Source organism: Amycolatopsis sp. NPDC003731 (assembly GCF_053586895.1).
In genome coordinates this window covers 1-26721 of record NZ_JBSFNC010000031.1, presented here as the reverse complement: position 1 = coordinate 26721, position 26721 = coordinate 1, and the positions used below count along the sequence as shown (strand labels likewise).

Annotated in this window: 23 protein-coding genes and 1 pseudogene; 16 read left to right on the top strand and 8 right to left on the bottom strand. The window is 74.2% G+C overall.

What is annotated here, in order from left to right:
• The first annotated feature begins 66 nt into the window (after positions 1–66).
• The 6 genes from ACWDN5_RS15800 to ACWDN5_RS15775 all read left to right on the top strand — a co-directional run bounded on the left by ACWDN5_RS15800 (position 67) and on the right by ACWDN5_RS15775 (position 6264).
• A complete protein-coding gene (locus tag ACWDN5_RS15800; protein WP_449676805.1) occupies positions 67–1362 on the top strand; it encodes a cytochrome P450 in 1296 nt (431 codons plus the stop codon).
• A complete protein-coding gene (locus ACWDN5_RS15795) occupies positions 1359–2249 on the top strand; it encodes an alpha/beta fold hydrolase (protein WP_310976145.1) in 891 nt (296 codons plus the stop codon). The genes ACWDN5_RS15800 and ACWDN5_RS15795 overlap by 4 nt, the downstream gene beginning before the upstream one ends.
• A complete protein-coding gene (locus tag ACWDN5_RS15790) occupies positions 2233–3075 on the top strand; it encodes an SDR family NAD(P)-dependent oxidoreductase (protein WP_449676804.1) in 843 nt (280 codons plus the stop codon). Before ACWDN5_RS15795 ends, ACWDN5_RS15790 begins: the two co-directional genes overlap by 17 nt.
• 1 nt (position 3076) lies before the next feature.
• On the top strand, positions 3077–4555 hold the full coding sequence (locus ACWDN5_RS15785; protein WP_449676803.1) for a flavin-containing monooxygenase: 1479 nt from the start codon (positions 3077–3079) through the stop codon (positions 4553–4555).
• 30 nt (positions 4556–4585) lie between these two features.
• Positions 4586–5452 (top strand): NAD(+)/NADH kinase, encoded by an 867-nt coding sequence (locus ACWDN5_RS15780; RefSeq protein WP_449676802.1) that lies wholly within the window; start codon positions 4586–4588, stop codon positions 5450–5452.
• Positions 5453–5562: 110 nt separating this feature from the next.
• The gene (locus ACWDN5_RS15775; RefSeq protein WP_449676801.1) at positions 5563–6264 is read left to right on the top strand and encodes a DUF998 domain-containing protein; all 702 of its coding nucleotides are present in this window, start codon (positions 5563–5565) and stop codon (positions 6262–6264) included.
• A 32-nt stretch (positions 6265–6296) separates the two neighbouring features.
• Here the strand turns inward: ACWDN5_RS15775 and ACWDN5_RS15770 are convergent, their stop codons facing one another.
• Positions 6297–6659: a DNA polymerase ligase N-terminal domain-containing protein gene (locus ACWDN5_RS15770; RefSeq protein WP_449676800.1), complete on the bottom strand. Its 363-nt coding sequence runs from the start codon at positions 6657–6659 to the stop codon at positions 6297–6299.
• A 72-nt stretch (positions 6660–6731) separates the two neighbouring features.
• Here ACWDN5_RS15770 and ACWDN5_RS15765 point away from each other — a divergent pair, with 72 nt between their 5' ends.
• Positions 6732–7727, top strand: a complete 996-nt coding sequence (locus ACWDN5_RS15765; RefSeq protein ID WP_449676799.1) for a YdcF family protein — start codon at positions 6732–6734, stop codon at positions 7725–7727.
• Here ACWDN5_RS15765 and ACWDN5_RS15760 read toward each other — a convergent pair.
• From ACWDN5_RS15760 to ACWDN5_RS15750, 3 genes are read right to left on the bottom strand one after another with little or no spacing between them, the layout of a single operon-like run.
• Positions 7724–8932, bottom strand: a complete 1209-nt coding sequence (locus ACWDN5_RS15760; RefSeq protein ID WP_449676798.1) for a glycosyltransferase — start codon at positions 8930–8932, stop codon at positions 7724–7726. The genes ACWDN5_RS15765 and ACWDN5_RS15760 overlap by 4 nt on opposite strands.
• On the bottom strand, positions 8929–9759 hold the full coding sequence (locus tag ACWDN5_RS15755) for an SDR family NAD(P)-dependent oxidoreductase (protein ID WP_449676797.1): 831 nt from the start codon (positions 9757–9759) through the stop codon (positions 8929–8931). The genes ACWDN5_RS15760 and ACWDN5_RS15755 overlap by 4 nt, the downstream gene beginning before the upstream one ends.
• Positions 9756–10751 (bottom strand): alpha/beta hydrolase, encoded by a 996-nt coding sequence (locus tag ACWDN5_RS15750; protein ID WP_449676796.1) that lies wholly within the window; start codon positions 10749–10751, stop codon positions 9756–9758. Before ACWDN5_RS15750 ends, ACWDN5_RS15755 begins: the two co-directional genes overlap by 4 nt.
• Before the next feature lie 387 nt (positions 10752–11138).
• On the opposite strand from ACWDN5_RS15750, the gene ACWDN5_RS15745 reads away from it, so the two are divergent.
• Genes ACWDN5_RS15745 through ACWDN5_RS15730 form a run of 4 tightly spaced genes read left to right on the top strand, consistent with a single transcriptional unit; the run spans position 11139 to position 19425 of the window.
• Positions 11139–11792: a hypothetical protein gene (locus ACWDN5_RS15745; protein ID WP_449676795.1), complete on the top strand. Its 654-nt coding sequence runs from the start codon at positions 11139–11141 to the stop codon at positions 11790–11792.
• Between the two features lie 12 nt (positions 11793–11804).
• On the top strand, positions 11805–13514 hold the full coding sequence (locus tag ACWDN5_RS15740) for a fatty acyl-AMP ligase (RefSeq protein WP_449676794.1): 1710 nt from the start codon (positions 11805–11807) through the stop codon (positions 13512–13514).
• Positions 13511–17830, top strand: a complete 4320-nt coding sequence (locus ACWDN5_RS15735) for a beta-ketoacyl synthase N-terminal-like domain-containing protein (protein WP_449676793.1) — start codon at positions 13511–13513, stop codon at positions 17828–17830. The genes ACWDN5_RS15740 and ACWDN5_RS15735 overlap by 4 nt, the downstream gene beginning before the upstream one ends.
• Positions 17821–19425: an MFS transporter gene (locus ACWDN5_RS15730; RefSeq protein WP_449676792.1), complete on the top strand. Its 1605-nt coding sequence runs from the start codon at positions 17821–17823 to the stop codon at positions 19423–19425. Before ACWDN5_RS15735 ends, ACWDN5_RS15730 begins: the two co-directional genes overlap by 10 nt.
• A 757-nt stretch (positions 19426–20182) precedes the next feature.
• Here the strand turns inward: ACWDN5_RS15730 and ACWDN5_RS15725 are convergent.
• Both ACWDN5_RS15725 and ACWDN5_RS15720 read right to left on the bottom strand, forming a co-directional pair.
• Positions 20183–20776: pseudogene (locus ACWDN5_RS15725) on the bottom strand (cryptochrome/photolyase family protein); the annotation flags it as partial.
• 10 nt (positions 20777–20786) lie between these two features.
• Complete coding sequence (locus tag ACWDN5_RS15720) at positions 20787–21245, bottom strand: MarR family winged helix-turn-helix transcriptional regulator (RefSeq protein ID WP_310976161.1); 459 nt, start codon at positions 21243–21245, stop codon at positions 20787–20789.
• 53 nt (positions 21246–21298) lie between these two features.
• Here ACWDN5_RS15720 and ACWDN5_RS15715 point away from each other — a divergent pair, with 53 nt between their 5' ends.
• Together ACWDN5_RS15715 and ACWDN5_RS15710 are read left to right on the top strand one after the other, a co-directional pair.
• Positions 21299–21742 (top strand): nitroreductase family deazaflavin-dependent oxidoreductase, encoded by a 444-nt coding sequence (locus ACWDN5_RS15715; protein ID WP_449676791.1) that lies wholly within the window; start codon positions 21299–21301, stop codon positions 21740–21742.
• A complete protein-coding gene (locus ACWDN5_RS15710; protein ID WP_449676790.1) occupies positions 21739–22935 on the top strand; it encodes an FAD-dependent oxidoreductase in 1197 nt (398 codons plus the stop codon). Before ACWDN5_RS15715 ends, ACWDN5_RS15710 begins: the two co-directional genes overlap by 4 nt.
• On the opposite strand, the gene ACWDN5_RS15705 is transcribed toward ACWDN5_RS15710, so the two are convergent.
• Complete coding sequence (locus ACWDN5_RS15705; protein WP_310976164.1) at positions 22905–23366, bottom strand: SRPBCC family protein; 462 nt, start codon at positions 23364–23366, stop codon at positions 22905–22907. The genes ACWDN5_RS15710 and ACWDN5_RS15705 overlap by 31 nt on opposite strands.
• 87 nt (positions 23367–23453) lie before the next feature.
• Between ACWDN5_RS15705 and ACWDN5_RS15700 the strand changes: the two genes are divergently transcribed.
• Positions 23454–23888: a DUF4383 domain-containing protein gene (locus ACWDN5_RS15700; protein ID WP_310976165.1), complete on the top strand. Its 435-nt coding sequence runs from the start codon at positions 23454–23456 to the stop codon at positions 23886–23888.
• On the opposite strand, the gene ACWDN5_RS15695 is transcribed toward ACWDN5_RS15700, so the two are convergent.
• Complete coding sequence (locus ACWDN5_RS15695) at positions 23839–25089, bottom strand: glycosyltransferase 87 family protein (RefSeq protein WP_449676789.1); 1251 nt, start codon at positions 25087–25089, stop codon at positions 23839–23841. The two genes, ACWDN5_RS15700 and ACWDN5_RS15695, sit on opposite strands and share 50 nt — an antisense overlap.
• A gap of 97 nt (positions 25090–25186) precedes the next feature.
• Here ACWDN5_RS15695 and ACWDN5_RS15690 point away from each other — a divergent pair, with 97 nt between their 5' ends.
• Both ACWDN5_RS15690 and ACWDN5_RS15685 read left to right on the top strand, forming a co-directional pair.
• Entirely contained in the window at positions 25187–25411 is a 225-nt protein-coding gene (locus ACWDN5_RS15690; protein ID WP_310976167.1) for a hypothetical protein, read from the top strand.
• A 54-nt stretch (positions 25412–25465) separates the two neighbouring features.
• Complete coding sequence (locus ACWDN5_RS15685; protein ID WP_449676788.1) at positions 25466–26665, top strand: cysteine desulfurase-like protein; 1200 nt, start codon at positions 25466–25468, stop codon at positions 26663–26665.
• Positions 26666–26721 lie beyond the last annotated feature (56 nt).

Sequence of the window (26721 nt, the reverse complement as noted above, 5' to 3'; positions counted from 1 at the left end):
AAACGGGATGGTACACCGGCGTACCGTACCGACGGTACGTTCGCGTACCACCTTCCGGGAGGGTCGATGACGACCATGACACGCCCCGCGACGCTGCCACCGGGGCCCACCGCGCCACGCGCCGTCCAGGGCGCCTATGCGCTCACCCAGCCCCTGCGCGGCATGCGGCGGCTCAAGGACCGTTACGGGGACGCGTTCACGGTCAACGTGCCGATCTTCGGCAACGCCGTGGTGATCAGCAGCCCCGCGGAGATCAAGCAGCTGTTCACCTCCGGACCCGAACTCGTCGACAACCTCGAGGTCAACCTCGGGCGCGTGCTCGGGCCGCGGTCGATGTTCGCCCTCTCCGGTGACGAGCACAAACGGCAGCGCAAGCTCTTGGTCCCGCCCTTCCACGGCCGGCGGCTCGCCGCGTACGAGCGGATCGTCGAGGAAGAAACCGTGCGGGAACTGGCGAGCTGGCCCGAAAACCGCGCGTTCGCCACGCTGCCGTCGATGATGCGGATCACCCTCAACGCCATCCTCCGCGCGGTCTTCGGCGCCGAAGGGGCCGAGTTCGCCGAGCTGCGCGAACTGCTTCCGCCGTTTGTCACCCTCGGCTCGCGGCTGGCCGTGCTGCCCATCCCGAAGAAGGGCCGCTTCAACCCGTGGCGCCGGTTCGAACGGATGCGCCGCGAGTACGACGCCATCGTCGACCGGCTGATCGCCAAGGCGCGCGCCGAAGAAAAGGACGACGTCCTCTCGATGATGCTGCAGACCCGCTACGACGACGGGTCCGGGCTGAGCCGCGAAGAGATCTCCGACCAGCTCCTCACCCTCCTCACCGCCGGCCACGAAACGACCGCGACCACGCTGGCCTGGGCCGTGGAACGCCTCCGCCGCCACCCCGCGCTGCTCGCCGAGCTGTCCGAAGACCCGAAGCTCCTCGACGCCACCATCCTCGAGGTCCAGCGCACCCGCCCGGTCATCGACCTCACCGCCCGGCAGGTCAAGCAGGACGGCTTCCGGCTCGGCCGGTGGACCCTGCCGAAGGGGTACGCGGTCCTCGTCAGCATCGCCCTGATCCACGACGACGACGCCGTCTTCCCGCACGCGGCCGCCTTCGACCCGCACCGCTTCGAAGGCACGCGCCCGGACCTCTACCAGTGGATCCCGTTCGGCGGCGGCACCCGCCGCTGCCTCGGCGCCGCCTTCGCGACCATGGAGATGACCGTCGTGCTGCGGACCCTGCTGCGGGACTTCACGCTGGTACCGACGACCGAGCCCGGCGAACGCTGGCACTCGCGGGGTGTCGCCTACGCCCCGGCCAAGGGCGGCCGCGCGGTCGTGCGCCGCCGGACCACCATCGGAGGTGTTTCTTGACCGAGCAGATCGCCGAGGTCGGACGCGGGATTTCCCTGGCGTGCGAACGGATCGGGGACACCGGCGCCGAGCCGCTGGTCCTCGTCGCCGGGCTGGGCCAGCAGCTGCACAGCTGGCCGGACGCCTTCTGCGCGCGGCTCGCCGAGCGCGGGTACGAAGTCATCCGGTTCGACAACCGCGACGCCGGCCGCTCGACGCACCCGCGGTTCCGGCCGCCGAGCCTGCTCGGCATGCTCGCCGGCCGGTTCCCCGCACAGCAGTACGACCTGACGGACATGGCCGCCGACACCGCCGGCCTGTTCGACGCGCTGGACATCGAGACCGCCCACATCGCGGGCGTCTCGATGGGCGGCATGATCTCCCAGACCACCGCCGCGCTGTACCCCGAACGGATCCGCACCCTCACGTCGATCATGTCGACGACCGGGTCGCGCCTGCTCGGCCGGCCCGCGCTTTCGACGTTGCGGATGATGGGCGCGAAGCCGCCGAAGTCACGCGAAGAGGCGGTCGAGAGCGCCGTCCGGATGTTCCGGCACATCGGCTCGCACGGCTTCCCGTTCGACGAGGCGTTCGTGCGCGAGCTGGCCGGGACGGGCTGGGACCGCGATCCGACGTCCGGCGGCGTCGGCCGCCAGCTCGCCGCGATCATGAAGTCCGGCAACCGGACCCCGCTGCTGCGGAAGATCACCGCGCCGACGCTGGTGATCCACGGCGACCGCGACCGGATGGTGCACCCCACCGGCGGGGCCGCCACCGCCCGGGCCATCCGCGGCGCGCGGCTGGAGACCGTCCGCGGTATGGGCCACGACCTGCCCGAAGGCGCCTGGCCCACGATCCTCGACCTGATCGACCAGCACGCGAGGAGCAGCGATGTCACGACCTCGTAGTCTCACCGGCCGCCCGGTGGTCATCACCGGCGCGGCGTCCGGCATCGGCCGCGCGCTGGCCGGCCGGCTGTCCCGGCTCGGCTCGCCGGTCGCCCTCGCCGACGTCGACGAAGACGGCCTCAAGGCCACCGCGGCCGCGCTGCCCGGCAAGGTGCTGACCCGCGTCCTCGACGTCCGCGACGCGGCCGACCAGCTGCGGTTCGCCGCCGAGGTCCGCGACTGGCTCCCGGCGCCGCTGGCCGCGGTGTTCAACAACGCCGGCGTCGCGGTCACCTCGTCGGTGCTCGACGCGGTTCCCGAGGACGACGACTGGCTGCACGACATCAACTTCCACGGGGTCGTGCACGGCACGCGGGCGTTCCTGCCGATCCTCGTCGAGCAGGGCGAAGGCGCGATCGTGAACACCTCCAGCGTGTACGGCCTGCTCGGGGTGCCGTACCAGAGCGCGTACTGCGCGGCGAAGTTCGCCGTCCGCGGCTTCACCGAGTCGCTGCGGCAGGAGCTGCGCGGCACCGACGTCCGCGCGGTGACCGTCCACCCCGGCGGCATCACGACCAACATCGCCCGCAACGCCCGGGTGCGCCGCGATCCCGAGGGCCGGGGCCGCAGCCACGAGCAGATGGCCGCGCAGTTCGAGGCCATGACCATGACGTCGCCGGACAAGGCGGCGGCGATCATCCACGCCGGCGTCGACCGCGGGAAGGCCCGGATCCTCGTCGGCCCGGACGCCTACCTGTTCGACGCGCTCGCCCGGATCACCCCCACCCACTACAACGCCGTGCTGACCCGCGTGCTGCAGCGCGCCCGGCGGACGGAGACCGTCTGACATGACCGAACACCTCGACGTCCTCATCGTCGGCGCCGGGCTGTCCGGCGTCGGCGCCGCCCACCACCTGCGCACCGCGTTCCCGCGCAAGAGCTACGCGATCCTCGAAGCCCGTGCCGCGATCGGCGGCACCTGGGACCTGTTCCGCTACCCCGGCGTGCGGTCCGACTCGGACATGCAGACCCTCGGCTACCGGTTCCGCCCGTGGACCGACGCGAAGGCCATCGCGGACGGCCCGTCGATCCTCAAGTACGTCCGCGACACCGCGGCCGACGCGGGGATCGACCGGCACATCCGCTTCGGGCACAAAGTCGTCCGGGCCGCCTGGTCCACCGAGGACGCCTTGTGGACGGTCGAGGCCGAGCACGACGGGAAGCCGGTGGAGTTCACCGCGAAGTTCCTGTACCTGTGCAGCGGCTATTACGACTACGCGGCCGGGCACACGCCCGAGTTCCCCGGTCTGGAGGACTTCGGCGGCACGGTCGTCCACCCGCAGCACTGGCCCGAGGACCTCGACTACGCCGGCAAGAAGGTCGTCGTCATCGGCAGCGGCGCGACCGCGGTGACCCTCGTCCCGGCGATGACCAACCGCGCGGCGCACGTGACGATGCTGCAGCGCTCCCCCACCTACATCCTTTCGCTGCCATCGGAGGACGCACTGGCCAACCGGCTGCGCCGGCTGCTCGGCCCCCGGCTGGCGTACCCGATCGCGCGCTGGAAGAACGTCGCGGTCAGCACGCTGATCTACCAGCTCAGCCGGCGCCGCCCCGGCGTGGTGAAGAGGCTGATCCGCAAGGCCACGGTGAAGCAGCTGCCGCCCGGGTACGCCGTCGACACCCACTTCAAGCCGCGGTACCAGCCCTGGGACCAGCGGCTGTGCCTGGTCCCGGACGGCGACCTGTTCCGGTCCATCAAGCGCGGCGACGCCTCGATCGTCACCGACCGGATCGCGTCCTTCACCGAGCACGGCATCCGGCTCGAATCGGGCGGCGAGCTGGAGGCGGACGTCGTCGTCACCGCGACCGGGCTGCGGCTGCTGGCCTTCGGCGGCATCGAGCTGTCGGTGGACGGCGAACCGGTGAAGCTGCCGGAGACCATGGCCTACAAGGGCATGATGCTCAGCGGCGTGCCGAACTTCGCCTTCACGATCGGCTACACGAACGCGTCGTGGACGCTCAAGGCCGACCTGGTCGGCGAGTACGTCGTCCGGCTGCTGCGCCACCTCGACCGGAACGGCTACGACCAGGCCGTGCCGGTCAACGACGACCCGGCGGTCACCGAGCGGCCGCTGCTGGACTTCGACGCCGGGTACGTCCAGCGGTCGATCGACGAGTTCCCGAAGGCGGGTTCGCGGGCACCGTGGCAGCTGGGCATGAGCTACGCGCACGACGTCGTCAAGCTCCGGCACGGGCGGATCGACGACGGCGCGCTGCGCTTCTCGCGGCGACCGGCGGCGGGAGGGGGCAGACTGAGCGCATGACGCTCTCTTCGCCCGTCCGGGGCCGCTGACATGCACTCCGCGGGACTCGTGCTGCACCCCCGCCGCGACTCCGCGGCCGCCGTCGAAGCCGTGCTCGGCTGGGCGGGCAACCGGAACATCGAAATCCTCGGCATCGAAGACGAGATCGTGCGGCTCAACTGCGCGGCGGAGGGGGTGTCGGCCGAGGAGCTCGGGCGGCGGGCCGACCTGCTGGTCAGCCTGGGCGGCGACGGCACGATGCTGCGGGCCATGCGGCTGGCCGACGGGCAGCGCGCGCCGGTGCTGGGGGTGAACCTCGGCAAGCTCGGCTTCCTGGCCGAGGTCGACGTGCCCGACCTGCCCGGCGCGCTGTCCGCGATCGACGACCACGAGTTCACGGTGGAGCCGCGGCTGGCCGTGGACGCGGTGCTGCAGGGGCGGCGGATCACGGCGTTCAACGACATCGCGGTGGTGCGCGTGCCCGGCGACGGCAGCGCGGTGGTCGCGGTCCGGGTCGGCGGCCAGCCGTTCGTGAGCTACTCGGCCGACGCGGTGGTGGTGGCGACGCCGACCGGCTCGACGGCGTACAGCTTCTCCGCGGGCGGCCCGATCACCAGCCCGTCGGTGGAAGCCCTGCTGGTGACGCCGGCGGCGCCGCACTCGGCGTACAGCCGGGGCGTGGTGCTCTCGGTGCACGACGAGGTGACGCTGGAGCTGCTGCCGACCAGCGGCCGGCTGGCGGTGGAGGTCGACGGCCAGGTCGAGGGGTACGTCTCCCCCGGCGAGCGCCTCGACCTGCGCGCCCGGCCGAGCGCGGCGCGGGTGGTCCGGCTCGGGATGACGACGTTCTACCAGCGGGCCCGGCGCAAGCTGCGGCTCACGGACTCGGCCGAAATCCCCCAGGACGGCGACCACTGACGGTGTCCTGCGTCACAGCGCGGGCGCGTCGGCAATGGTCACGGAAAGGTCACGGGTAGCGTGCGCGGCTGCGCCTGAACCAGCCGAACCGCCCCGGAGTGTCTCCCTACATGCTGTGTCCCGCACCCGTCCGTCCCCGCCTGCGCGCCCGCCTGCTCGTCCCCGGGGCGCTCGCCGCCTTCGCCGGCGCCCTCGTCCTGCTCGCCGTGCTGCACGTCGACCGCAGGCTCGCGCCCCTCGACCCGGTCAGCACGATGCTCAGCGACTACGCGCTGAGCCCGGGCCGGTGGCTGTGGGACAGCGCGTTGCTGCTGACGAGCACGGGATCGGCGCTGCTGCTGGTCGCGCTCTACCGCCGTGGCCTCCTGGCCGATCCGGCGCTCGTCGCGGCGAAGGTGCTGTGGTGCGTGAGCCTGTTGGCGGTGGTGGTGTTCGCGAAGGACCCGCAGGGTGGCGCGATCACGGCGACGGGCAAGATCCACCTGTACGCCTCGGCGGTGACGTGCCTGAGCTTGCCGGTGGTCGGCTGGGCGCTGGGCCGCCGCCACCGCGACGACCCGCGCTGGCGCCGGTTCGCGACCTGGTCCCGGCGCCTGGCCCTGGGGGCGATCCCGTTCTACCTGCCGTTCATCGTCCCGTTCGCGGTGAACGTCGTGTTCGGCGGCCACCTGCCGACGGTGGCGACGGGCCTGGTCGAGCGGTTGATGATGCTCCTGGAGATCACGCTGCTGGGCGTGCTGGGGTATTGGGCCCACCGAGCGATGCACCCGGCGCGGCGGTCTTATGCCGGCCCCGGTGTTTCGCCCGCCTGACCGACCACGGGCGACGTCGTGCCGCCGGGTCGCTACGCCGCCTCACCCGGCTGGTCGCGGGTGCGGTGCAGGAGCCAGTCGCGGGCGGTGCGGATCAACGCGTACCGCACCGCCCCAGCCCGGCCGTGCAGCGTGAACAGGATGCGCTTGGCCGTCCGGTCGTGTTCCTCCCACCAGCCCGTGTCGGCGATCTTCTTCGTGTCGTCCTCGTACGCCAGGTGGTCGAGCGCGTGGTCGGGCACCGCCACCGCGAGCCGGTCGCTTCCCGGGTCCGGCGGGAGGCCGCGCGGGACGGCCCAGGACCGCAGCACGCCGTCCTCCTCCAGGCGGAGGTCGAAGTGGTGCCGGGGGCGGAAGTGCCCGTGGAGCACGAACGCCGGATGCCGATCGGTCACGGCGTCCACCCTGCCAGATCACCCGTCCTGGCCACGGCGGCTAGGCTCTCCGGTGATTCCAGGGGAGGCCGGGTGAACGTCGCCGGTGCGGTGCTGCCGGTTGCCGCCGGGGTGGCCCTCGTCGTGTTCGCGGTCCGGGTGGCGCGCGAGCCGCGGCGGCTGGGCAACGCCGTGTGGCTCGGCTTGGCGCTGCTGCTGACTTCGTTGTGGCTGCTGCGCGCCGCACTGCACCTCGAGTGGTTGATGCCGGTGCTGCTCGGGTTGCTCGGCGTCGTCGCGGTGCTCGTCGCCCTCGTGCTGCCGACCGCGCTCATCGCCAACGGGGTGCGGATGTGGCAGCGGGAAGGGCGCAGCGCGGGAAACCTGCTGTCGCTCGGCCTGGGCGCCGGGCTGGTCACGCTCGAAGCGCTGGCGTTCGCGCCACTGGGCCGGTGGGGTTCGGCGCTGGTGGCCGTCGCCGCCGTGCTGGCCGGGTACTTCGGCTTCCTCTTCCTGTCGCTGCTGGTCTACTCCGTGGTGTACAGCCGGATCGGGCGCCGCGGCGGGTTCGACGCGATCATCGTGCTCGGCTGCGGCCTGGACGGCGAGCGCGTGCCGCCGCTGCTCGCCGGGCGGCTCGACCGCGCGATCCGGCTCCACGCCCGGGAAGCGACGCCGCCGCTGCTCGTCGTCTCCGGCGGGCGGGGTCCCGGCGAGACCGTCACCGAAGCCGAAGCGATGGAGGCGTACCTACGCGACCGCGGTGTCCCCGACGACCGCATCCGGCGCGAGGACCAGGCCCGCACGACCGAGGAAAACCTCCGGTTCTCGGCGGAACTGCTCCCCGCCGACGCACGCCGGGTGGTGGCGGTGACCAGCAACTACCACGTGTTCCGGACGGCGGTCGAGTGCCGGCGGCTCGGCCTGCCGTTCCACGCGACGGGCTCCCCGACGGCCCGGTACTTCCTGCCGAGCGCGCTGCTGCGCGAGTTCGCGGCGCTGATCCTGCACTACCGCCGCACGACGATCGCGGCGTGCGTGCTGATCATCGGCACCGGCCTGCTCCTGGCCGTCTTCGCGACCGCCTAGCCCGCACGCAGCAGCGAGCACGCGCGGGCCACGCCGTCCTCGGCCCGCAGGCGTGCGCCGACGTACTGGGCGCCGCGCCGGAACAGCGGGTTTCCGGTCAGCTCCCGGAGTCGCGCGGTCAGGGTGTCGACGTCCAGCTCCCCGAGCGGCACGGGTTTCGGGCCGGCGCTCAGCTTCGACACCCGGTCGCCCCAGTAGGGCTGGTCGGAGAAGACGGGGCAGACGAGTGCCGGCACCCCGGCCCGCAGCCCGGCGGCGGTGGTCCCGGCGCCACCGTGGTGGACGACCGCGGCGGTGCGCGGGAACAGCCAATCGTGCGGGACATCGCCGACGACCAGCACGTCATCGGCGTCCGCCCCGGTACTGAGGACGCCGCGCAGCCGGGCCCGGCGCAACGCCGCGCGGACGACGTCGGACGTCCGCTCGGCGTCGGCGGGCCGCATGCTGCCGAAGCCGACGTAGACCGGTGGTGGGCCGGCGGCGAGGAAGTCACGCAGCCGCGGGTCCGGCCGCGGGGTGGCGGTGTCGAGGAACCAGTACCCGGTGAGGTGCACGCGGGCGGGCCAGTCGGGTGGCCGCGGCACGACGGCGTCGGAGAATCCGCACAGGACGGCCGACCGCCGCCGCGGGCCTCTTCGTCCGGTTCTGGGCAGGCCGAGCGTCTCGGCGCGCCAGCGGTCGATTTCCGGCCGGAGGACTTGCCAGGCGACGGCGTCGACGGCGGTGAAGCTGAGGTGCCGTGCCCAGGGGCCGAGCCGGGTGGCTTGGGGCAGGAGCGGGTGGGCGAAGGCACGCGTCGGCACGCTGGGCTGGTAGTGCAGTTCGGCGTCGGGGACGCCGAGGTGGGCGCCCAGGTGCGCGCCGAGGAAGCCGAGCGAAGGAGCGAGCACGAGGTCGGCGCCGGCAGCCCCGGCGTGGACGTCGGCGAGGAGCGTGTCGAGCACCGGCCGGAGGACGGCCCGCAGCCCGGAGAGGAACCGCCTGCCGCCGGTCCACGCTTGCCCGACGGCCGAGCCGAGCAGGGCGGCCGGGTCCGCCGAGAGGGGCGCGAAGCCGAGGCCGTGGGATTCGACGAGCTCCCGGAACGCGGAGGCGGCCAGGACGCGGACGCGATCGCCGTGCGCGGCAAGGCCCCGCCCGAGGGCGACGCACGGTTGGACGTCACCCCGCGAGCCGGGCGCGACGATCACGACCAGGCGGCTCATCGCTTCGCCGCCGTCAGGTGGTACCTCACCCGGAACGGCAAGTTCGCCAGCACCGCGGCCAGCCGGGCGTCCCGGCCCACCAGGTACCTCGGCGCCGGACGGCGGGTCGTCAGCGCGCGGACCACCGTCTCCGCCGCACGGCGCGGGGGTACTCCCGTCCGGGCCGACCGGGCCGCGCTCCTCTCCGCCGCGGCCAGCTGCTCCCCGTACCTCTCCAACGCCGCCGGCGACAATCCGGCCCTCACCTCCTCGGCCGCCGCGCGGGCCCGGGGCCAGATCGGCGTCGCCACCGCTCCCGGCTCGACCAGCACCACGCGGATCCCCTCCGGGGCCAGCTCCGCGCGCAGGCTGTCGGTCAACCCCACCAGCGCGAACTTCGACGTGTGGTACGGCCCGACCATCGGTCCCGCGATCCGGCCGCCGATCGAGCCGATCGTCACCACGCGCGCCGACTCCGTGCGCCGCAGCGCCGGCAGCATCGCGCGCGTCGCCGCCAGCTGGCCCGTCACGTTCACCTCCAGCTGCTCCCGGAACGCGGCCAGGGGCACGTGCTCGAGCGGTCCCGGCCGGGCCAGGCCGGCGTTGTTCACCAGTCCCCGCAACGGTCCGGCCGCCGCAACGCGCTCGCCGCAACGGGCGATCGACGCCTCGTCACGCAGGTCCATCCGCAGCACCGTGACCGCGTCGCCGTACGCGCGCCCGAGGTCCGCTTCGTCCGCGTCGGACCGCACGCTCGCCCACACGTGGGCGCCACGCCGGACCAGCTCCGCCACGCACGCGCGGCCGATGCCGCCCGCCGCGCCCGTGACCACATAGGACGGTTTCACGACGCCAGCACCTGCAGCATTCGCGGCCACGTCTTGTGCAGCTGCTCCTGCCAGTACGCCCACTGGTGCGTGCCCGGCCCGTAGAGGTCCACCGTCGCCGGGACGCCGAGGGCGCGCAGCCGGCCGGCCATCGCCGTCGTCTGGGCGCCGCAGAGGAACTCGAGGAGCATCGCGCCGGGCAGGACGTCGATCGGGAGCTTGGCGTCCAGCGGGCCCGGCAGCCCGTTGCCCGCCGAAAGGTACAGCTCGGTGCCGCGCAGGCGGTCCGCGTTCACCAGCGGGTCGTGCGCTTCCCAGCGCGCGGCCTCCCGGCGCCGGTCGCCCCACAGGGCTTCGGGGTCGAGGTGGGCCGACGTGACGATCGCGCTGGTCAGCAGGTCGCCGCCCGCTCCGGACGGGTTGAGGTTGCCGCTGAAGGAGGCCGCGTACCGGAACACGCCCGGCCGCCGGGCGGCGAGTTCGAACGCGCCGTAACCGCCGAGGGACAGCCCGGCGGCCGCGCGCCGGCCGTCGCCGCGGTAGCCGCGGTCGATCAGCTGCGGGAGTTCGACGGCGGTGAACGTCTCCCACTGGTTGAGCGCGATGTCCTTGCCGTAGTTCCACCAGTCGCTGAAGAACCCGGCGGAGCCCGAGCCGGGCATCACGACCAGGACGCCGGCGTCGTCGGCGAGCTGCCGGACGTCGGTGTTCGCGCTCCAGCCGCGGTAGTCCTGCAGCCGCGTCTCGCCGGCCAGCAGGTAGACCGCCGGCCAGCGGCCGCCGGCCCAGTTCTGCGGCAGGATCAGCCGGACCATCGCGTACGCCCCGACGCCGGTCGAGCGCACGGTCAGGTCGAGCACCCGCGCGTCACCGTCCACAGTGGTCTGGGCGACGACGTGCGAGCCGTCGTCGGCCCGGGCGTCCGGGACGTCGGCCGCGGCCGGCGCGGGGGTGCCGGGCAGCACGCACACCGCGGCCGCCAGGGCGGTGAACCACCTCACCGAAGGGCGCATGCGTTTCCTTTCCCCGATCGTCGAAGGTGCGGCCAAGCTAAAGGAATTGCGCCCACGAGCGCAATTGTCCTGCCCACTATGTGAGCGGACAATGTGAATGGCAGGAAAACAAACTCCCCCGCAGGGGTGAGGCGACGGTCGCGCAGCGTGACCAATCCCGGACGGCCGTGCCACAAGCGCTTGCCGAACTCGCCAGTAACCTGCAATCCAGCAGCTCACCCGCTGTGCACGACGATGTTTACGCCGTCTTGAGGTGCTTCCGGTAACCGATTTCCCGGCGTAGCCTTCGCCGTGCCGCCGGATCGGCCGTCGCTCGACGTGCTCCCGGCGAAGGGTTCCAGCGCAGGGGCCGCACCTCCCCCGAGAATGCTCCCGGAAGGGTTGTTCATGGCTGCCCGAATTCGCTTTCCCCCGGCCGCGCTGCTGATCGCCGCGGCCGCCGTGGTCACCATTTCCCCGGCCAAACCCGCGACGGCGGTCCCGGCTCCCCCGCCACCCGCCGTCCCGCCGGCCGCGCTCCTGCCCGCCGAGACGATCCCCGGACGGCCCGCGGCACGCGACGTGTTCGACCTCGCCACCGCACTGTCCACTTCGGACCGCAGCGACACCGGGGACTGCGCCGACGTCGTCCACGGCCGCCTGCTGCGCCCCGGCGCGGGCACCGGCCAGGGCTTCCAGACGGCGGTACCCGGCGGGCAGCTGTCCGAACTCGTCGCGCGCACCCCGCACCCACCCGACCTGACCGCCTGGGCCGCGCAGGCCCGCCGTTGCGCCCGCGTCACCGTCAACGACGGGGAGCTCCCCACGGAGTCGACCACCACCGTCGGGACCGGCCCTGCCGTCCCCGGCGCGCAATCCCTGTCCTACCAGCAGGTCCTGACCCTGCCCGGCCGGCCGGAACCCGGCCTGCGCCTGCGCACCGTCGCCATCGCCGCCGACGGCGTGCTGGTCCTCCTCCGCGACGCCGGAGCGACCGGCCTCGACCTCGACACCCTGGCCGTCGCCGCGTGGCAGCACGCCGCGCCACGGCTGGGCCGCTAGCAAGGAGAACCGATGACCCAGCAGAACTTCCCGGCGGTGGGCGGCGACACCCTGACCGCGTGCCTGCGCCACTGGGCGGCGACCACCCCCGACGCGCCCGCCCTCACCTTCGCCGACTTCGCCGCCGACCCCGCCGGACGGCGCCGCAGCCTGACCTGGGGGCAGCTGGCCGAGCGCGTCGACGCCGCCGCGGGCGCGCTGCCGGTGGCGCCGGGCGACCGGGTCGCCGTGCTCTGCCCGCAGGGCCCGGACTACGTCGTCGGGTTCCTGGCCGCGATCGCCGCGGGCGCGATCGCGGTGCCGCTGTTCGACCCGGACCTGCCGGGTCACGCGGGGCGGCTCGCCGCGGTCCTCGCCGACTGCGTGCCGTCGGCCGTCGTGACCACCGCGACCGCCCGCGCGGGTGTCGAAGCGTTCGTCGGCAACGACGTCACCGTCGTCGCGGTCGACCGCCCGGAACCGGCGCGGACCCGGCCGGTTCCGGCCGCGGCCTCGGGCGACGTCGCCTACCTGCAGTACACCTCCGGTTCGACCCGCAGCCCGGCCGGCGTGGTGCTGACCCACGCGAACGTGCTCGCCAACGTCACCCAGGCGGTGCGCGGGCTCGGCCTCGACCCGGCCGCGGCGACCACGGTTTCGTGGCTGCCGCTGTTCCACGACATGGGGCTGGTCCTCGGCCTGATCACGCCGCTGGCGCTCGGCCTGCGCTCGGTGCTGATGGACCCGCTGGCCTTCATCGAGCGGCCGGTCCGCTGGCTGGAACTGCTCGGCGACCACGCGGGCAGCTGGAGCGCGGCCCCGAACTTCGCCTTCCACTACTGCGCGAGCCGGATCCGCGACACCGACCGCGCGCGGCTGCGGCTCGGGCGGGTCACCGCGATCGTCAACGGCGCCGAGCCGATCAACCCGGACGTCCTCGACCGGTTCCACACCGCCTTCGCGGCCGCCGGGTACCGGCCGGAGATGACCCGCCCGGCGTACGGCCTGGCCGAGGCCACCGTGTTCGTCACCACCGGCCCCGCCGCGGCCCCGCGCGTCACCACGTTCGACCGCGACGCCCTTGCGACGGGCGCCGCGCGGCCGGCCGCGGACGGCGTCCGGCTCGTCGCCTGCGGCACCCCGGCCGGGCAGCTCGTCGCCCTCGTCGACCCGGACAACGCCGTCGTGCTGCCGGACGGCTCGGTCGGCGAAATCTGGGTGCACGGGCCGAACGTCGGCGACGGATACTGGCAGAAACCCCTGGAGAGCACCGAAACCTTCGGCGCCCGGCTGGCCGGCGGCCTGCCCGAGGGGCCCTGGCTGCGGACCGGCGACCTCGGCGTCCGCCACGACGGCGAGCTCTACATCGCGGGCCGGATCAAGGACCTGATCATCGTCGACGGCCGCAACCACTACCCGCAGGACGTCGAAGCGACCGCCGCGTCGACCGACCCCGGGATCCGCCCGGGCAGCGTCGCCGCCTTCGCCGTGGCGGGCACCGACACCGAGGCCGTCGTCGTGGTCGCCGAACACCGCGGCCACGCGGACCTGGCCGAGCCCGCCGAACGCGCGCTGGCCGCCGCGATCCGGCGGCTGGTCTCCGACGCGCACGGCCTCGCGCTGCGGGACGTGCTGCTCGTGCCCCCCGGGCGGGTCCCGCGCACGTCCAGCGGCAAGATCGCCCGCGCCGCCTGCCGCGACCGCTACCTCGCCGGGGACTACGGAAAGGCACTGGCGCGATGAGCGACACCCTCCGCCGTTGGCTCCTGGACACCGTCGCCGAGCACACCGGCGTCCCGGCCGAGCCCGACCGGCCGCTCGGCGACTACGGCCTGTCCTCCCGCCAGGCCGTCGGCATCGCCGCCGACCTCGAAGACCGGCTCGGCCGCCGGCTGCCGGCGACGCTGCTGTGGGAAAGCCCGACCATCGACCACCTCGTCCGCAGCCTCACCGGTGAGGCCGAGCCCGAGGCCCGGCCGAGCACCGACCGCCGTCGGACCGATCCGGTCGCCGTCATCGGCCTGGGCTGCCGGTTCCCCGGCGCGGACGGGCCCGAGGCGTTCTGGGACCTGCTCAGCAGCGGGCGGGACGCCGTCCGCACCGCGCCGCCCGGCCGCTGGAGCGCCGAGGCCGCGCCGGTGCTCGGCGGATTCCTCGACGACGTCGCCGGGTTCGACGCCGAGCACTTCGGCATCACCCCCCGCGAAGCGGCGACGATGGACCCGCAGCAGCGCATGCTCCTGGAGGTCACGTGGGCGGCGCTGGAGCACGCCGGCCTCGCCCCGGCGTCGCTGCGCGGCAGCCGGACCGGCGTGTTCACCGGGATTTCGACCCACGACTACGGCCACCTCACGATGACCGGCGGCGCGCCGGACCTGTGGACGGCCACGGGCGCGGCGGGCAGCATCGCGGCCAACCGGCTGTCGTACGTCTACGACCTGCGCGGGCCGAGCATGGCGGTGGACACGGCGTGCTCGTCGTCGCTGGTCGCGGTGCACCACGCGGTGCGCGCCCTGCGCGACGGCGACGCGGACCTGGCGCTGGCGGCGGGGGTCAACCTCATGCTGCTCCCCGGCCCGACGGCGGCGTTCGCGGCGGCGGGCCTGCTCGCGGGCGACGGCCGCTGCAAGACGTTCTCGGCGGCCGCGGACGGCATCGCGCGAGCGGAGGGCTGCGGCGTCGTGGTGCTCAAGCGCCTGGCGGACGCCGAATGCGACGGCGACCGCGTGCTCGCGGTGATCCGCGCCTCGGCGGTCAACTCCGACGGCCGGTCCCACGGCATGGCCGCACCGAACCCGCTGGCGCAGCAGGCGATGCTGCGGGACGCCTACCGCGGCGTCGAGCCGTCCACTGTGGACTACGTGGAGGCGCACGGGACGGGGACGCTGCTGGGCGACCCGATCGAGGCGGGTGCGCTGGGTGCGGTGCTGGGCGCGGGCCGCGCGGCGGGTGCGCCGCTGCTGATCGGCTCGGTGAAGACGAACATCGCCCACGCCGAGGCGGCGGCGGGGATCGCCGGGCTGATCAAAGTGGTCCTGGCGATGACGCACGGGGTGCTGCCGCCGCAGTTGCACTTCGGCGCGCCGAACCCGCACATCGCGTTCGGCCCGTTGGGGTTGAAGGTGGTCACGGAGCCGACACCGTGGCCCCGCCACACCGGCCGCGCGACGGCGGGGGTGTCGGCGTTCGGGTTCGGCGGGACGAACGCGCACGTGGTGCTCGAAGAGGCGGCGGGTCCGGCTCGCGAAAGTGGTGGTGCCGCGACCCGGCGCGGCCACGAGCCAGCGAGCGCCGGTTCCGCGACGGACGGGCGCTCGTTCGGCAGCGGCGGTGTCCGGATCGGGCTGCTGTCGGCCCGGACCGGCGACCGGCTCACCGAGCGGGCCACCCAGCTCGCCTCCTGGCTGGACTCCCCCTCCGGACGGCGGAGCTCCCTGGCCGACGTCACCCACACCCTCTTCCGGCGTGACAACTCCGGACCGCACCGGGCCGCCTTCGTCGCCGCCGGTCACGGGGAACTCGCGGCGTTGCTGCGGGCCGTCGGGGACGGGGCCGATCCGCTGCCCGCCGGCGCCTTCGCCGGTTGCGCCGTCGGCGGGGAGGGGCCGGTCTTCGTCTTCTCCGGGCACGGGTCCCAGTGGGCCGGGATGGGCCGCCGGCTGCTGGCCGCCGAACCCGCCTTCGCCGCCCAGGTCGACAAGCTCGGCGATCCCTTCACCGAACACGCCGGGCGATCGCTGCGGTCGCTGCTCGCCGGCGCCGCCCCGGCGTCCCTCGCCGAGACGCAGCTGGCCATCTTCGGGACGCAGGTCGCGCTGGCCGCGCGGTGGGAGGCGCTCGGGGTGCGGCCCGGCGCCGTCCTCGGGCACTCGCTCGGGTCCGCCGCGGCCGCCGTCGTGGGTGGGGTGCTGACCGCCGACGAGGCCGTCCACCTGGTCGCCACCCGCGCCCGCCTGCTGGGCACGATCGGCTCCGGCGGCGCGATGGCCGCGGTCGAGCTGACGCCCGGCGAGCTCGCCTCGCACCCCGGCGTCGAACTGGCCGTGGATTCCGCTCCGGGGCAGGTGACGGTCGCCGGGGACGCGGTGGTGCTCGATCGGCTCGTCGCCGACCTCGAGGCCGCCGGGCGGAGCGCGCGGCGGCTGCCGGTCGGGGTCGCCGGGCATTCGGCGGGGGTCGAGCCCGTCCTCGGCGCCCTGCGTGCCGCACTCGCCGAGCTGGGCGGACGGCGGCCGTTGGTGCCCTGGTACGACACGGTGCTGACGGACCCGCGCGAGCTCCCGGACTTCGACGCCGGCTACTGGGCCGCGCACCTGCGCCGCCCGGTCCGCTTCCGGCAGGCGGTCGCCGCGGCGGCCGCGGACGGGCACCGCGTGTTCGTCGAGGTCTCCCCACACCCGATCCTGCGGGGTTCGCTGGCGAAGACGCTCGAAGCGGGCGGAATCCCCGACGCGGTGGTGACCGGCACCCTGCGCCGCGGCCAGGACGAGGTCCGGGCGTTCGCGGCCGCGGCGGCAAGGCTGTACTGCGCGGGCACCCGCATCACGCTGACCACCCCGGACGACGACGCCCGCCTCACGGACGTCCCGCCGATCCCCTGGCGCCACGAGCGGCACTGGTACACCGACGGGGACGAGCACCCCGCCCCGGCCGGGGAGTCCCGGCCCGCGGCAACGCCCGACGGGACACCAACCGCCGGCCCAGCGGCCAGAACCGCCGCCGCAACGCCCGACGAGGCCCGACCCGCCGGCCCAGCCACCCAGCCGCCGGCCGGACCCGAAGCCGCCGGTGGTCGGCTCACCCGGATCGTCGCGGCCGTCATGGGGCTCGCCCCCGACCGCCTCGACCCCGATGTGCCGCTCGTCGACCTCGGGCTCGACTCGCTCATGGCGAACCGGATCCGCGAAGCCGTCCGCCGGGAGCTCGGCACCGAACCCGACGCCGCCGCCGTGCTGCGCGGGGCCACCCTCGCCGACCTCACCCGGGACCTCGTCCCGCGGGGCGACGAACCTCCGGCCCGCGGCCGGGCCTGGGACGCCGCCGATCGGCTCGTCCTGCGGCTCTGGCGGCAGCACACCGGCACCGACGCCGGCCCGCACGTCCGCCTCACCGGGACCGCCGACCCGCACCGCCTCGCGCGGCTGCTCGCCGGCAGCCTCGCCACCGAACTCGACACCCCCGTCGACGCCGCGGAGCTCCTCCGGCACGACTCGCTCGCCGCCGTCGCCGACGTCGCGCGGGCCCTGCTCGACACGCGCGAAGACGTGCACCTGCTCAAGCCCGGCGACGCCGGCACCGCCCCTCTCCTGCTGTTCCACCCCGGCGGCAGCACCTGCACCGTCTACCGCCCGCTGCTGGACCGGCTCCCCGCCGGGATCCCCTGCCTCGGCTTCGAACGCGTGCCCGGCACCAGCATCGAAGACCGCGTCGACCGGCTCCTCCCGCTCGTCCGGGCCCGCCTCCCCCACGGGCCGTACCGCCTCGCCGGCTGGTCCTTCGGCGGTGCCCTCGCCTACGGCCTCGCCGCCCGGCTCGCCGACGAGGGCGAACCGGTCGAGCTCGTCGCCCTCATCGACACCATGCTGCCGCTGCCCGAACCGGACTTCGACCCGCGCGCGTCGTCGGCCCGGCGGTTCCTGCGCTTCACCGGCTACGTCGAAGGTACCTACGGCCGGACCGTCCGGCTCGGCCACGACGAACTCGCGCCCCTGCCCGAAGAAGAGCAGATCGAACTCACCATGCAGCGTGTGGCCGAAGCCGGGTTGCTGAGCCCCGGCGTCCTCCGCCACCAGCGACAGTCCTTTTTGGACACCCTGGCCGCCGAACGCGGGACACCGCCGCCCTACGCCGGCCGCGTGGTGCTGTACCGGGCCACCGAACCGTACGCCGCCGGGCTCGCGATGGAACCGCGCTATTCCCGCACCGACCCCGACGCCGGGTGGGGCGGGCTGTGCCCGCGGCTCGAGATCGTCCCCGTCCCGGCACACCACCTCTCGATCGTCGATCCGCCGCACGTCGACGTCGTCGCACGGCACCTGGCGGACGAGCTGTGGCCGTGACCCGGACCGCGGCGCTGCTGGCCGTGCTCGGCGCCGGCCTCTTCCTGGTCGCGGTGGACGCGACCGTGCTGCACGTCGCGCTGCCCGACCTCGTCCGGCAACTGCGGCCCGGCGCGGCCGCCCAGGTGTGGATCGTGGCGATCTACCCCCTCACCGCGGCCCCGCTGCTCCTGCCGTCCGGCACGCTCGGCGACCGATTCGGACGACGGCGCGTGCTCGTCACCGGCTACGCGGTGTTCGGGGTGGCGTCGCTCGGCTGTGCCCTCGCCCCCGGCGTCCCGGCCCTGCTCGCCGCCCGCGCCGCGCTCGGCGTCGGCGGCGCGCTGATCATGCCGGTGACGATGTCGCTGCTGCGGGAACTGTTCCCGGACCGACGGCGGCGGCGCACGGCGATCGCGGTGTGCAGCGGCATCGCCGGGACCGGCTCGGTGTTCGGGCCGGTCCTCGGCGGGCTGCTCGTCGAAGCGTGGGGGTGGCGGGCGACGTTCCTGGTCAACCCGCCGGTCATCCTGGCCGCCCTGGTGGCGGCGCTGCGGTGGCTGCCGCGCAGCCCGCCCGGGCGCGAGCCGTGGGACGCGCTCAGCGCGGTGCTCGCGGCCGGTGGCGTGCTCGGCATCGCCTTCGCCGTCGGGCCGTCGGGGGGCGGCTTCGTCGCGGGGGCGGCCGGGTGCGTCCTCCTCGTGCTCTTCGTGCGCCGCCAGCGGCGTGCGGCCACTCCCCTGCTGGACCTGACCCTGTTCCGGCGGCCGGGCGTACCCGGCGCGGTCGGCGGGGTGCTGCTGGTGATGAGCACCCTCGTCGGGCTGGGCCTGCTGCTCGCCCAGTACCTCCAGGTGGTGCTCGGCCTCTCCCCGACGGCCGCGGCGGCGCGGCTGCTGCTCGTCCTCGGCGCGTCGGCGGCCGGCAGCGTGGTGGCGCCGGCCCTGCTGGAGCGGTACGGCAACGCCCAGGTCCGCACGGCGGGATTCGCCCTGGCGGCAGCGTCCCTCGGCATCCCGGCGGTGGGCGGGCTGCCGTCGCCCTGGTGGCTCGGCAGTGCGCTCGTCGGCTCGGGGTTGGGCATGGCGCTCGCGCTGACGTCGAGCACGGACACGCTGCTGTCCGCCGCGCCCCCTGACCGGGCCGGAGGCGCGGCCGCGGTCGAGAAGACCGGCTACGAGCTGGGGGCAGGCCTGGGCACGACGGCGTTCGGCTCCCTGGCGGCCGCCGTCTACGCGGCGCACCTGGTGGTGCCACCCGGCGTGCCGGAAGCGGTGACGCGCCTGGCCTCCGCCGGACCGGCTCAAGCGCAAACGGCGTCGCACGGCCTGGCGCAAGCTGCCGAGCTTCTCGCGGCCGCTCGGGCAGCCTGCACCGAGAGCGTGCAGGCTGCCGCGCTCGTTGCGTGTGGTCTGTTCACCCTCGCGACGATGGTTTCGATCGTCCCTCGCCGTATAGGTCGTTATACGATCAGAAGTGTTCGCGGCCGGCCTCGTGGGCGACGACCTCGGCGCGATCGGCGAGCCGTTCGAGCCCGCCGAGGGCCTGGCGCATCCGGTGGTTGCCGCGCAGCCGCTCGGCGTTCCGGTCCAGGAACGCCCAGTACCCCGCGGTGAACGGGCACGCGTCCGGCCCGGTCCGCTTCTTCGGGTCGAAGACGCAGCCGCCGCAGTGGTCGCTCATCCGGCTGATGTAGGCGCCGCCGGCGGCGTACGGCTTGGTCGCGACGAGCCCGCCGTCGGCGTACTGGCTCATGCCGATCACGTTCGCCGGCATCACCCAGGGGAAGCCGTCGACGAAGGCCGTCGCGAACCAGCGGGTCAGCGCGGCCGGGTCGTAGCCGCGCTGGAGCCCGTGGTTGCCGAGCACCATCAGGCGTTCGATGTGGTGGGCGTAGCCGCGGTCGCGGACCCCGGCCAGCGCGGTGCGCAGGCACGCCGCTTCGACCGCGTCGGCGTCGAGCGAGCGCCACCACTGCGGCAGGGCGCGGCGGGCTTGCAGCGCGTTGCGGCGCAGGTAGTCCGGCCCTTGGTGCCAGTAGAGGTGCCACACCCATTCGCGCCAGCCGAGCACCTGCCGGACGAACCCCTCGACGCTGCTCAGCGGCGCCTCCCCCGCCCGGTACCGGTCCTCGGCCCGCCGGACGACGTCGCGCGGGTCGAGCAGCCCGAGGTTCAGCGGCACCGACAGCAGGGCGTGCGCCATCGCCCAGTCGTGGGTGAGCATCGCGTCCTGATGTGGCCCGAAGAACGACAGCCGGTGGTCGAGGAACCGGCGCAGCGCCCGGTTCGCCTCGTCGTGCCCGACGGCGAACTGCCGTGGCCCGTCCACGCCGACCGGCCGGATCTTGCCGGCGCGCTCGGCCGCGTCGAGCTCGGCGCGGACCCGGTCGTCGAGCTCGTTTTCGCGCGGGTGCCACGGCGCCGGGACGCCGAGCCGGGTGGTCTTCGGCGGCGGCTGCCGGTTGTCGTGGTCGTAGTTCCAGTGCCCGCCTTCGGGTTCGCCGTCGGCTTCGAGCAGCACGCCGAACTTCCGGCGCTGGTCGCGGTAGAAGTCCTCCATGACGAACCGCGTCCGCCCGGCCGCCCAGGCGGCGAAGTCCTCTTTGGACAGCAAGAAGCCGGGCGTGGGCACGATCTCCGTGACGACGCCTTCGTCGCGCAGCCGCCGGACGAAGGCGTCGGCCGCGTGCGACGTCGGCTCGTGCACCACGACCGGCCGCCCGAAGCGCCGCAGACCGGTGCGGTAGTCGGGCGCGTCGATCAGGGTGACTCGGTCGCCGAGGTCGGCCGCGAGCCGGTACAGCGCCGCCTGGACCAGGTGCAGTTTCTGCCGGTGGAACGGTTTCGCGGCGAAGGCGGCGGCCGACCGGATCAGCAGCACGTCACGACCGCGGTGCTCGGGTGTGCTGTGGAAGTGGGGCCCGAGCTGGTCGGCGAACAGCCACAGCGCGGGCTCGTCTCGCATGCGCGGAACGCTAACCCGCCTCCGGCGGCTCCGCAGCGTAAGCACGGAGGATCTCCGTGGTGTCCCCGAGGAACTGCGCCACGACCTCCGCCTGCCCGGGTGGCAGGCCGTCCGTCAACCGGGTGATGGCGTCGACGAGCGGCGCCAGCGCGGCCCGGACTTCGGCTCGGGCCGCCTCGCTGACGACGAGGGTGACCCGCCGCCCGTCGCGCGGGTGCGGGCCGCGACGGACGTGACCGGCCGCTTCGAGCCGGTCGACCAGCACGGTCGCCGACGCGGACCGGATCTTCAGCGCGTGCGCGAGGTCGACCGTGCCCATCGGCGTGCCGGCGGACAGGTGCTGCAGCGCCTGGACGTCGGTCGCGCCGAGACCGAGCCGCCGGGCCAGGGCGATCTGCACGTCGTGGGCGAGCGCGAGGAGCTCGCGCAGCGCGAGGTTCACCCGGAGCGCGACGGGGATGTCTTCCACCTGGTCATTCTAATTTAGCTAGACAATCTAGCTAGTTTTGCTACCGTGGAAACGTGGATGTCCGAGCGATGAACGCCGAAATGACCGCGAAGCTGATCGACGCCCCCGCCGAGGCCCCACCGGACGGCGGGTACGCCCTGCGCGTCGTCGAGACGCGCGGCCGCCGCACCGGCGAGCCGAGGCGCGTCCCCCTCGCCGTGGTCGCGCACGACGGCGCGCAGTACCTCGTCTCCCCCGTCCGCGACCGCGACTGGGTGGAGAACCTCCTGGCCACGCCGGTGTGCGCGCTGCTGTCCCACGGCCACCGCGAAGACCGGCGAGCCGACGAGACCGGCGGCGAGGAAGCGGCCGCGGTCGTCGCCGCCTACCTGGCCGCGATGTCGGTGCCGTGGGCGATCCGGGCGTTCCCGGTCCCCCAGGACGCGACCCCGGCCCGGATCCTGGAGCACCTGCCCACCATGGCGGTGTTCCGTCTCTCCACTGTGGACACGGCATGAGCGTGGCGATCGCCGGCGGCGGGCCCGGCGGGCTGTTGCTCGGCTACCTCCTGGCCCGGGCCGGGATCGAGGTCACCGTGCTCGAATCGCGGTCCGACTTCGACCGCGACTTCCGCGGCGACTCGCTGCACCCCTACACCCTCGAACTGCTCGACCGCCTCGGCCTGGCCGGCGACCTGCTGGAGCTCGACCACTTCAAGGCGCGCTCGTTCCGCTTCCACACCCCGGACGGCGTCTACCGCGCCGCCGACTACGACCGCCTCCGGACGCCGTTCGGCTACATCGCCCTGATGCCCCAGGTGCGGTTCCTCGACTTCCTCGCCGAGCGGGCGAGCGCGCTGCCGTCCTTCACGTTGCGCACCGGCGCCAAGGTCACCGGGCTGCTCGAGGCCGACGGCGTGGTGACCGGCGTCCGCCACCGCGGCGGCGAGCTCGCCGCGTCCGTCGTCGTCGGCGCCGACGGCCGGTTTTCCACCGTGCGGCGCCTGGCCGGGCTCGAAGCCCGGTCGCTCGGCGCGACCACCGACCTGCTGTGGTTCCGGCTGCCCCGCTCCCCCGGCGACCCGCCGGACGCGGACCTCGACCTGTACTTCGGCCGCGCCGCCTACGTCGGAGTCCTCGGCGGCGTCCACGACTGGCAGGTCGGCTACAGCATCGAAAAGGGCTCGTACCCGGCGTTGCGCGAACGCGGGGTGGAGCCGATCCGGGCGTTCGTGCGCGAGCGCGTCCCGTGGCTGGCCGACCGCGCCCACCTGCTCACGGACTTCGCGCAGACGACGCTCCTGTCGGTCGACATCTCGCGGGTGGACCACTGGTCCCGGCCGGGCCTGCTGCTGCTCGGCGACGCCGCGCACGTCATCTCGCCGGTCGGCGGCAACGGTATCCTGATGGCGATCCAGGACGCCGTCGCCGCGGCGAACCGGCTGGTTCCCGCCTTCCGCCGCGGTGGTGTCACGCCCGCGGACCTGGCGGGAGTCCAGGCCGACCGGATCCGGGCGATCGAGCGGGTGCAGGCCGACCAGGTGCGCGTCGAGCGGCGGGCGGCCGCCGCGCGGGCCCGCGGGCGCGGCGCCGCCCCGCCGAAGCTGCTCAAGTACCTGTTCGCCGTGCCTGCAGTGCGCACCCGCGGCGCCCGCGGCAACGCCTACGGGCCGTTCCCGCCTCAGCTGGACGTGTCCCTCTTGTCGTCGTAGGAGGTCCAGCCGCCCTGGCCTTCGGCGGCTTCGACGTCGGCGTCGGACGACGCGGCGTGCGTCATCGCCGCGATCGTGCGTTCCAGGCCCTGCTGGACCTCGTCGCCGTCGGCTTCGCGGACGCTGTGCAGCGTCACCGTGATCTCCGAGGACGCCGGGCCGTCGTCGCGGATGCGGAGTTCGCCGTGGTAGTCGTCGGGGCCCTCGGCACCCCACGTCAGCGACCTCGTCGCCGGGTCGGTGTGCAGCCACGCCTCGCTGGCCACCCGTTCGCCGTGCACCTCGGCCTCGACGTGGACGCTGTCGCCGCCCTTCGGCTCGGCGACCTTCATCTCCGGGAAGTACCGGGGCAGGTTCTCCGGGTGGCTCAGGAAGGCGAACAGCTCGTCCGCGGGGATGTCGGCGGTCGCGCTGTGGCGGTACTCGGTCATCGTGTCACTCCTCGTCGGCGTCCGGATCGTGCCCGGATACCCCGGATGCGGTGCATTAAAAGGGTGCGCGCGGGGAACCCCGGAAACATGACGGCCACCGAACCCGAGACCCGGGCACCCCGGCGGGGCCCCGCCCCCGTGCAGGGCATGGGCATGCTGATCGGCCTGCTGTTCCTCGTCCTCGCCGCGCTGGAGCTGATGGCCGGGGTCGCGGACGGCGGCGGGCCGCGCGTGCTGTTCGGTGTGCTCGCCGTCTCCGGGGTGTGGACGCTGGTGCACCTGCTGACCGGCGCCGCCGCGGTGTTCTGTACGCGCTCGTCGCGCTGGGCCGCGCGGTTCCTGGTCACCGCCGGTGTCGGCTACGTCGTGGCCGGCTTCGCCGGGCTGCTCCCGCTGCCGTCCGCGGTCACCGACACGCTGCCGTGGAACACCGCCGGCATCTGCTTCGACCTGGCGCTCGGCACGGCGATGCTCATCCTGGGAGCGGGCTGGCTCCGGCGTGGGCCGGCACGACGTCGCTGACGAGGCCGTCCCGGCGCGGGAACCGCACCAGCACCGCGATGAGCAGCACCGCCAGTCCGAACAGGACATAGCCGTTGCCGGTGAGCTGCTGGACGAAGTTCCAGTGCCGCTCCACCTCCCCGCCACGCGGCCACCACCACTGCGGCCCGGCGACGAAGAGCACCGCGCCCGTCCCGGCCAGGACCGCGAACCCCCGCCGCCGGGTGCGGCGGGCCAGCTCCGCCCAGCCGAGCAGGACCACCACGGCCCACACCCAGTGGTGGGTCCACGAAATGGGCGAGACCAGCAGCCCGCCGAGCGCGTTCAGGCCGAGCGCGATCGTCGGCTCCCCCGCCGCGAGCGCGCGTCGCACGCCCCACACCGTCAGCACGAGCACCACCGCCACCAGCGGCAGCCACCACGCCGTCCGCGCCTCCGGCGGCACCCCGGCCCTGGCCAGCAGCCCGAGCAGCGACTGGTCGCCGGCGTAGGTCGGCTCGCCGACGCGGCCGGTGTCCCACAGCGCACCCGTCCAGTACCGCACCGAGTCGGTGCCGGCGAGCAGGAACCCCAGCGCCGTCGCGGCCAGGAAGGTCACCCCGGCGGTCACCGCGGCCCGGGTGTCGCGGCGGAGCAGGAAGTACAGGAGGAACACCGCCGGGGTCAGCTTGACCGCGGCGGCGAGGCCGATCAGCAGGCCACGCGGCCAGCGCGGGTGGTCCACCAGGACGTCCAGCACGACCAGCGCGAGCAGCAGCAGGTCGATCTGACCGGCGTACAGCGTGCGCAACACCGGCTCCAGCACTTCGGCGGCCAGCAGCAGCGTCACCACGCGCCGCCAGTCGCAGCGCGCGCCGAGGGCACGCAGCACGGTCACCAGGACCACCGCCAGGACCCCGAGGGTCAGCAGGGTGAGCGCGAGGCAGGCGGCCCAGTACGGCAGCACCGCCAGCGGGGCCAGCACGATCGCCGCGAACGGCGGGTAGGTGAAGAGCAGCAACTGGCCGTCACCGGTGGGCGGCAGCGTGCCGTACAGCGCCTGGCCGTGCAGCAGCGCCGACGAGCCGAGCCGGTAGACGTCGAGGTCGACGCGGTAGGCGGGGAACCGCCACCGGCCGCCGTTGTACGACACGAGCACCGCCACCAGCACGAGCACTTGCGCGCCGAGCAGCACGTACCTGTTCCCCAGCCGGGCCCGCAGCCCCGCTCCCCCTCCGGTCATCCTCGCATTCTGTCGGCTCCGGGCCCGGGCACCATCCGGGAACCCCCCGGATCCGACCCGGGGAAAACCGGTTGCCGCCCGTGTCACCCTGGGGCGCATGGGGACACCGGAGGGCTTCGCCTACCGCGACGAGCACGGCACCGTGACCATCACGCACCACGGCCGGCCCGCGGGGACACTGCGCGGGACCGCGGCCGCCCGCTTCCTGGCCGCGGTGGCCCGCGGCGATGATCAGCAGCTGCTGATGGCCAAGGTGACGGGCAACTACAAGCACGGCAACGAACGCCGGGCGCGTGAGCACCCGCGCAACCGGGGGCGCTGACTTCCCGACCAGGGGATCTTGAGGCCGGTGGCCGCCGTTCGGCATGCTGGCGGCGTGACCTACGACGTTCAGACCATCCGAGCGCACTTCCCCGCCCTCGACGGCGGCGCGGCCCACTTCGACGGACCGGGTGGTTCGCAGGTCCCCGCCGTCGTCGGGGAAGCGGTGGCCGGCACGCTGTGCGCGGCGATCGCCAACCGCGGCGTCGTCACCGCGGCCGAGCGGCGAGCGAGCTCGGTCGTCGCCGAAGCCCGCGAAGCCGTCGCCGACCTGCTCGCCGCCGACCCGGCGGGCGTCGTCTTCGGCCGGAGCATGACGCAGCTGACGTACGACTTCTCCCGGACGCTGTCCCAGAAGTGGGGCCCCGGCGACGAAGTCGTGGTGACCCGCCTCGACCACGACGCCAACATCCGCCCGTGGGTCCAGGCCGCGGCGGCGGCCGGGGCCACCGTGCGCTGGGCGGATTTCGACCCGGCCACCGGAGAACTCGCACCGATCGGCGCGCTGCTGTCGGAGCGGACGCGGCTGGTCGCGGTGACGGCGGCGTCGAACCTGCTCGGCACCCGGCCGGACATCCCGGCGATCGCGGCCCAGGTGCACGACGCCGGTGCGCTGCTCTACGTCGACGGCGTCCACCTGACCCCGCACGCTCTGGTGGACATCACGGCGCTCGGGGCTGACTTCTACGCCTGCTCGCCGTACAAGTTCCTCGGGCCGCACCTCGGCGTGGTCGCGGCGGCGCCGACGTTGCTCGAGACGCTGCACCCGGACAAGCTGCTGCCCTCGACCAACGCCGTCCCGGAGCGGTTCGAGCTGGGCACGCTGCCCTATGAGCTGTTGGCGGGCACGACCGCGGCGATCGGTTTCCTCGCCGGGCTGGTGCCGGGGACAGGGACGCGCCGGGCGCGGCTGCAGGAGTCGATGGCGCGGCTGGAGGAGCACGAGAATACGCTGCTGGCCCGGCTCGACGCCGGTCTGGCCGCGCTTCCGGGCGTCACCCGGTACGGGGCACCGGAGCGGCACCGGACTCCGACGGTGCTGTTCTCGGTGGCCGGGGTGGCGTCGCAGGCGGTGTACGAGCACCTCGGCGCGCACGGGGTGAACGCTCCGGCGGGGAGTTTCTACGCGCTGGAGTGCTCACGGCACCTGGGGCTGGGTGACACGGGAGCGGTCCGGGCCGGGATCGCGCCGTACACCACGGAGGACGACGTCGACCGGCTGCTGGCCGGGGTGGCGTCGCTCCCGCGCGGCTGACCGGCGCCCCGCGGCGTGCCGCGAATGACTCATTCGGGACCTCTGGTGTCCCGAAT

Excerpts from the sequence above, each read along its gene's own strand:
- ACWDN5_RS15800 (WP_449676805.1), top strand. The coding sequence starts at position 67 with ATGACGACCATGACACGCCCCGCGACGCTGCCACCGGGGCCCACCGCG.
- ACWDN5_RS15790 (WP_449676804.1), top strand. The coding sequence starts at position 2,233 with ATGTCACGACCTCGTAGTCTCACCGGCCGCCCGGTGGTCATCACCGGC.
- ACWDN5_RS15785 (WP_449676803.1), top strand. The coding sequence starts at position 3,077 with ATGACCGAACACCTCGACGTCCTCATCGTCGGCGCCGGGCTGTCCGGC.
- ACWDN5_RS15780 (WP_449676802.1), top strand. The coding sequence starts at position 4,586 with ATGCACTCCGCGGGACTCGTGCTGCACCCCCGCCGCGACTCCGCGGCC.
- ACWDN5_RS15775 (WP_449676801.1), top strand. The coding sequence starts at position 5,563 with ATGCTGTGTCCCGCACCCGTCCGTCCCCGCCTGCGCGCCCGCCTGCTC.
- ACWDN5_RS15760 (WP_449676798.1), bottom strand. The coding sequence starts at position 8,932 with ATGAGCCGCCTGGTCGTGATCGTCGCGCCCGGCTCGCGGGGTGACGTC.
- ACWDN5_RS15750 (WP_449676796.1), bottom strand. The coding sequence starts at position 10,751 with ATGCGCCCTTCGGTGAGGTGGTTCACCGCCCTGGCGGCCGCGGTGTGC.
- ACWDN5_RS15745 (WP_449676795.1), top strand. The coding sequence starts at position 11,139 with ATGGCTGCCCGAATTCGCTTTCCCCCGGCCGCGCTGCTGATCGCCGCG.
- ACWDN5_RS15740 (WP_449676794.1), top strand. The coding sequence starts at position 11,805 with ATGACCCAGCAGAACTTCCCGGCGGTGGGCGGCGACACCCTGACCGCG.
- ACWDN5_RS15735 (WP_449676793.1), top strand. The coding sequence starts at position 13,511 with ATGAGCGACACCCTCCGCCGTTGGCTCCTGGACACCGTCGCCGAGCAC.
- ACWDN5_RS15710 (WP_449676790.1), top strand. The coding sequence starts at position 21,739 with ATGAGCGTGGCGATCGCCGGCGGCGGGCCCGGCGGGCTGTTGCTCGGC.
- ACWDN5_RS15705 (WP_310976164.1), bottom strand. The coding sequence starts at position 23,366 with ATGACCGAGTACCGCCACAGCGCGACCGCCGACATCCCCGCGGACGAG.
- ACWDN5_RS15700 (WP_310976165.1), top strand. The coding sequence starts at position 23,454 with ATGACGGCCACCGAACCCGAGACCCGGGCACCCCGGCGGGGCCCCGCC.
- ACWDN5_RS15695 (WP_449676789.1), bottom strand. The coding sequence starts at position 25,089 with ATGACCGGAGGGGGAGCGGGGCTGCGGGCCCGGCTGGGGAACAGGTAC.
- ACWDN5_RS15690 (WP_310976167.1), top strand. The coding sequence starts at position 25,187 with ATGGGGACACCGGAGGGCTTCGCCTACCGCGACGAGCACGGCACCGTG.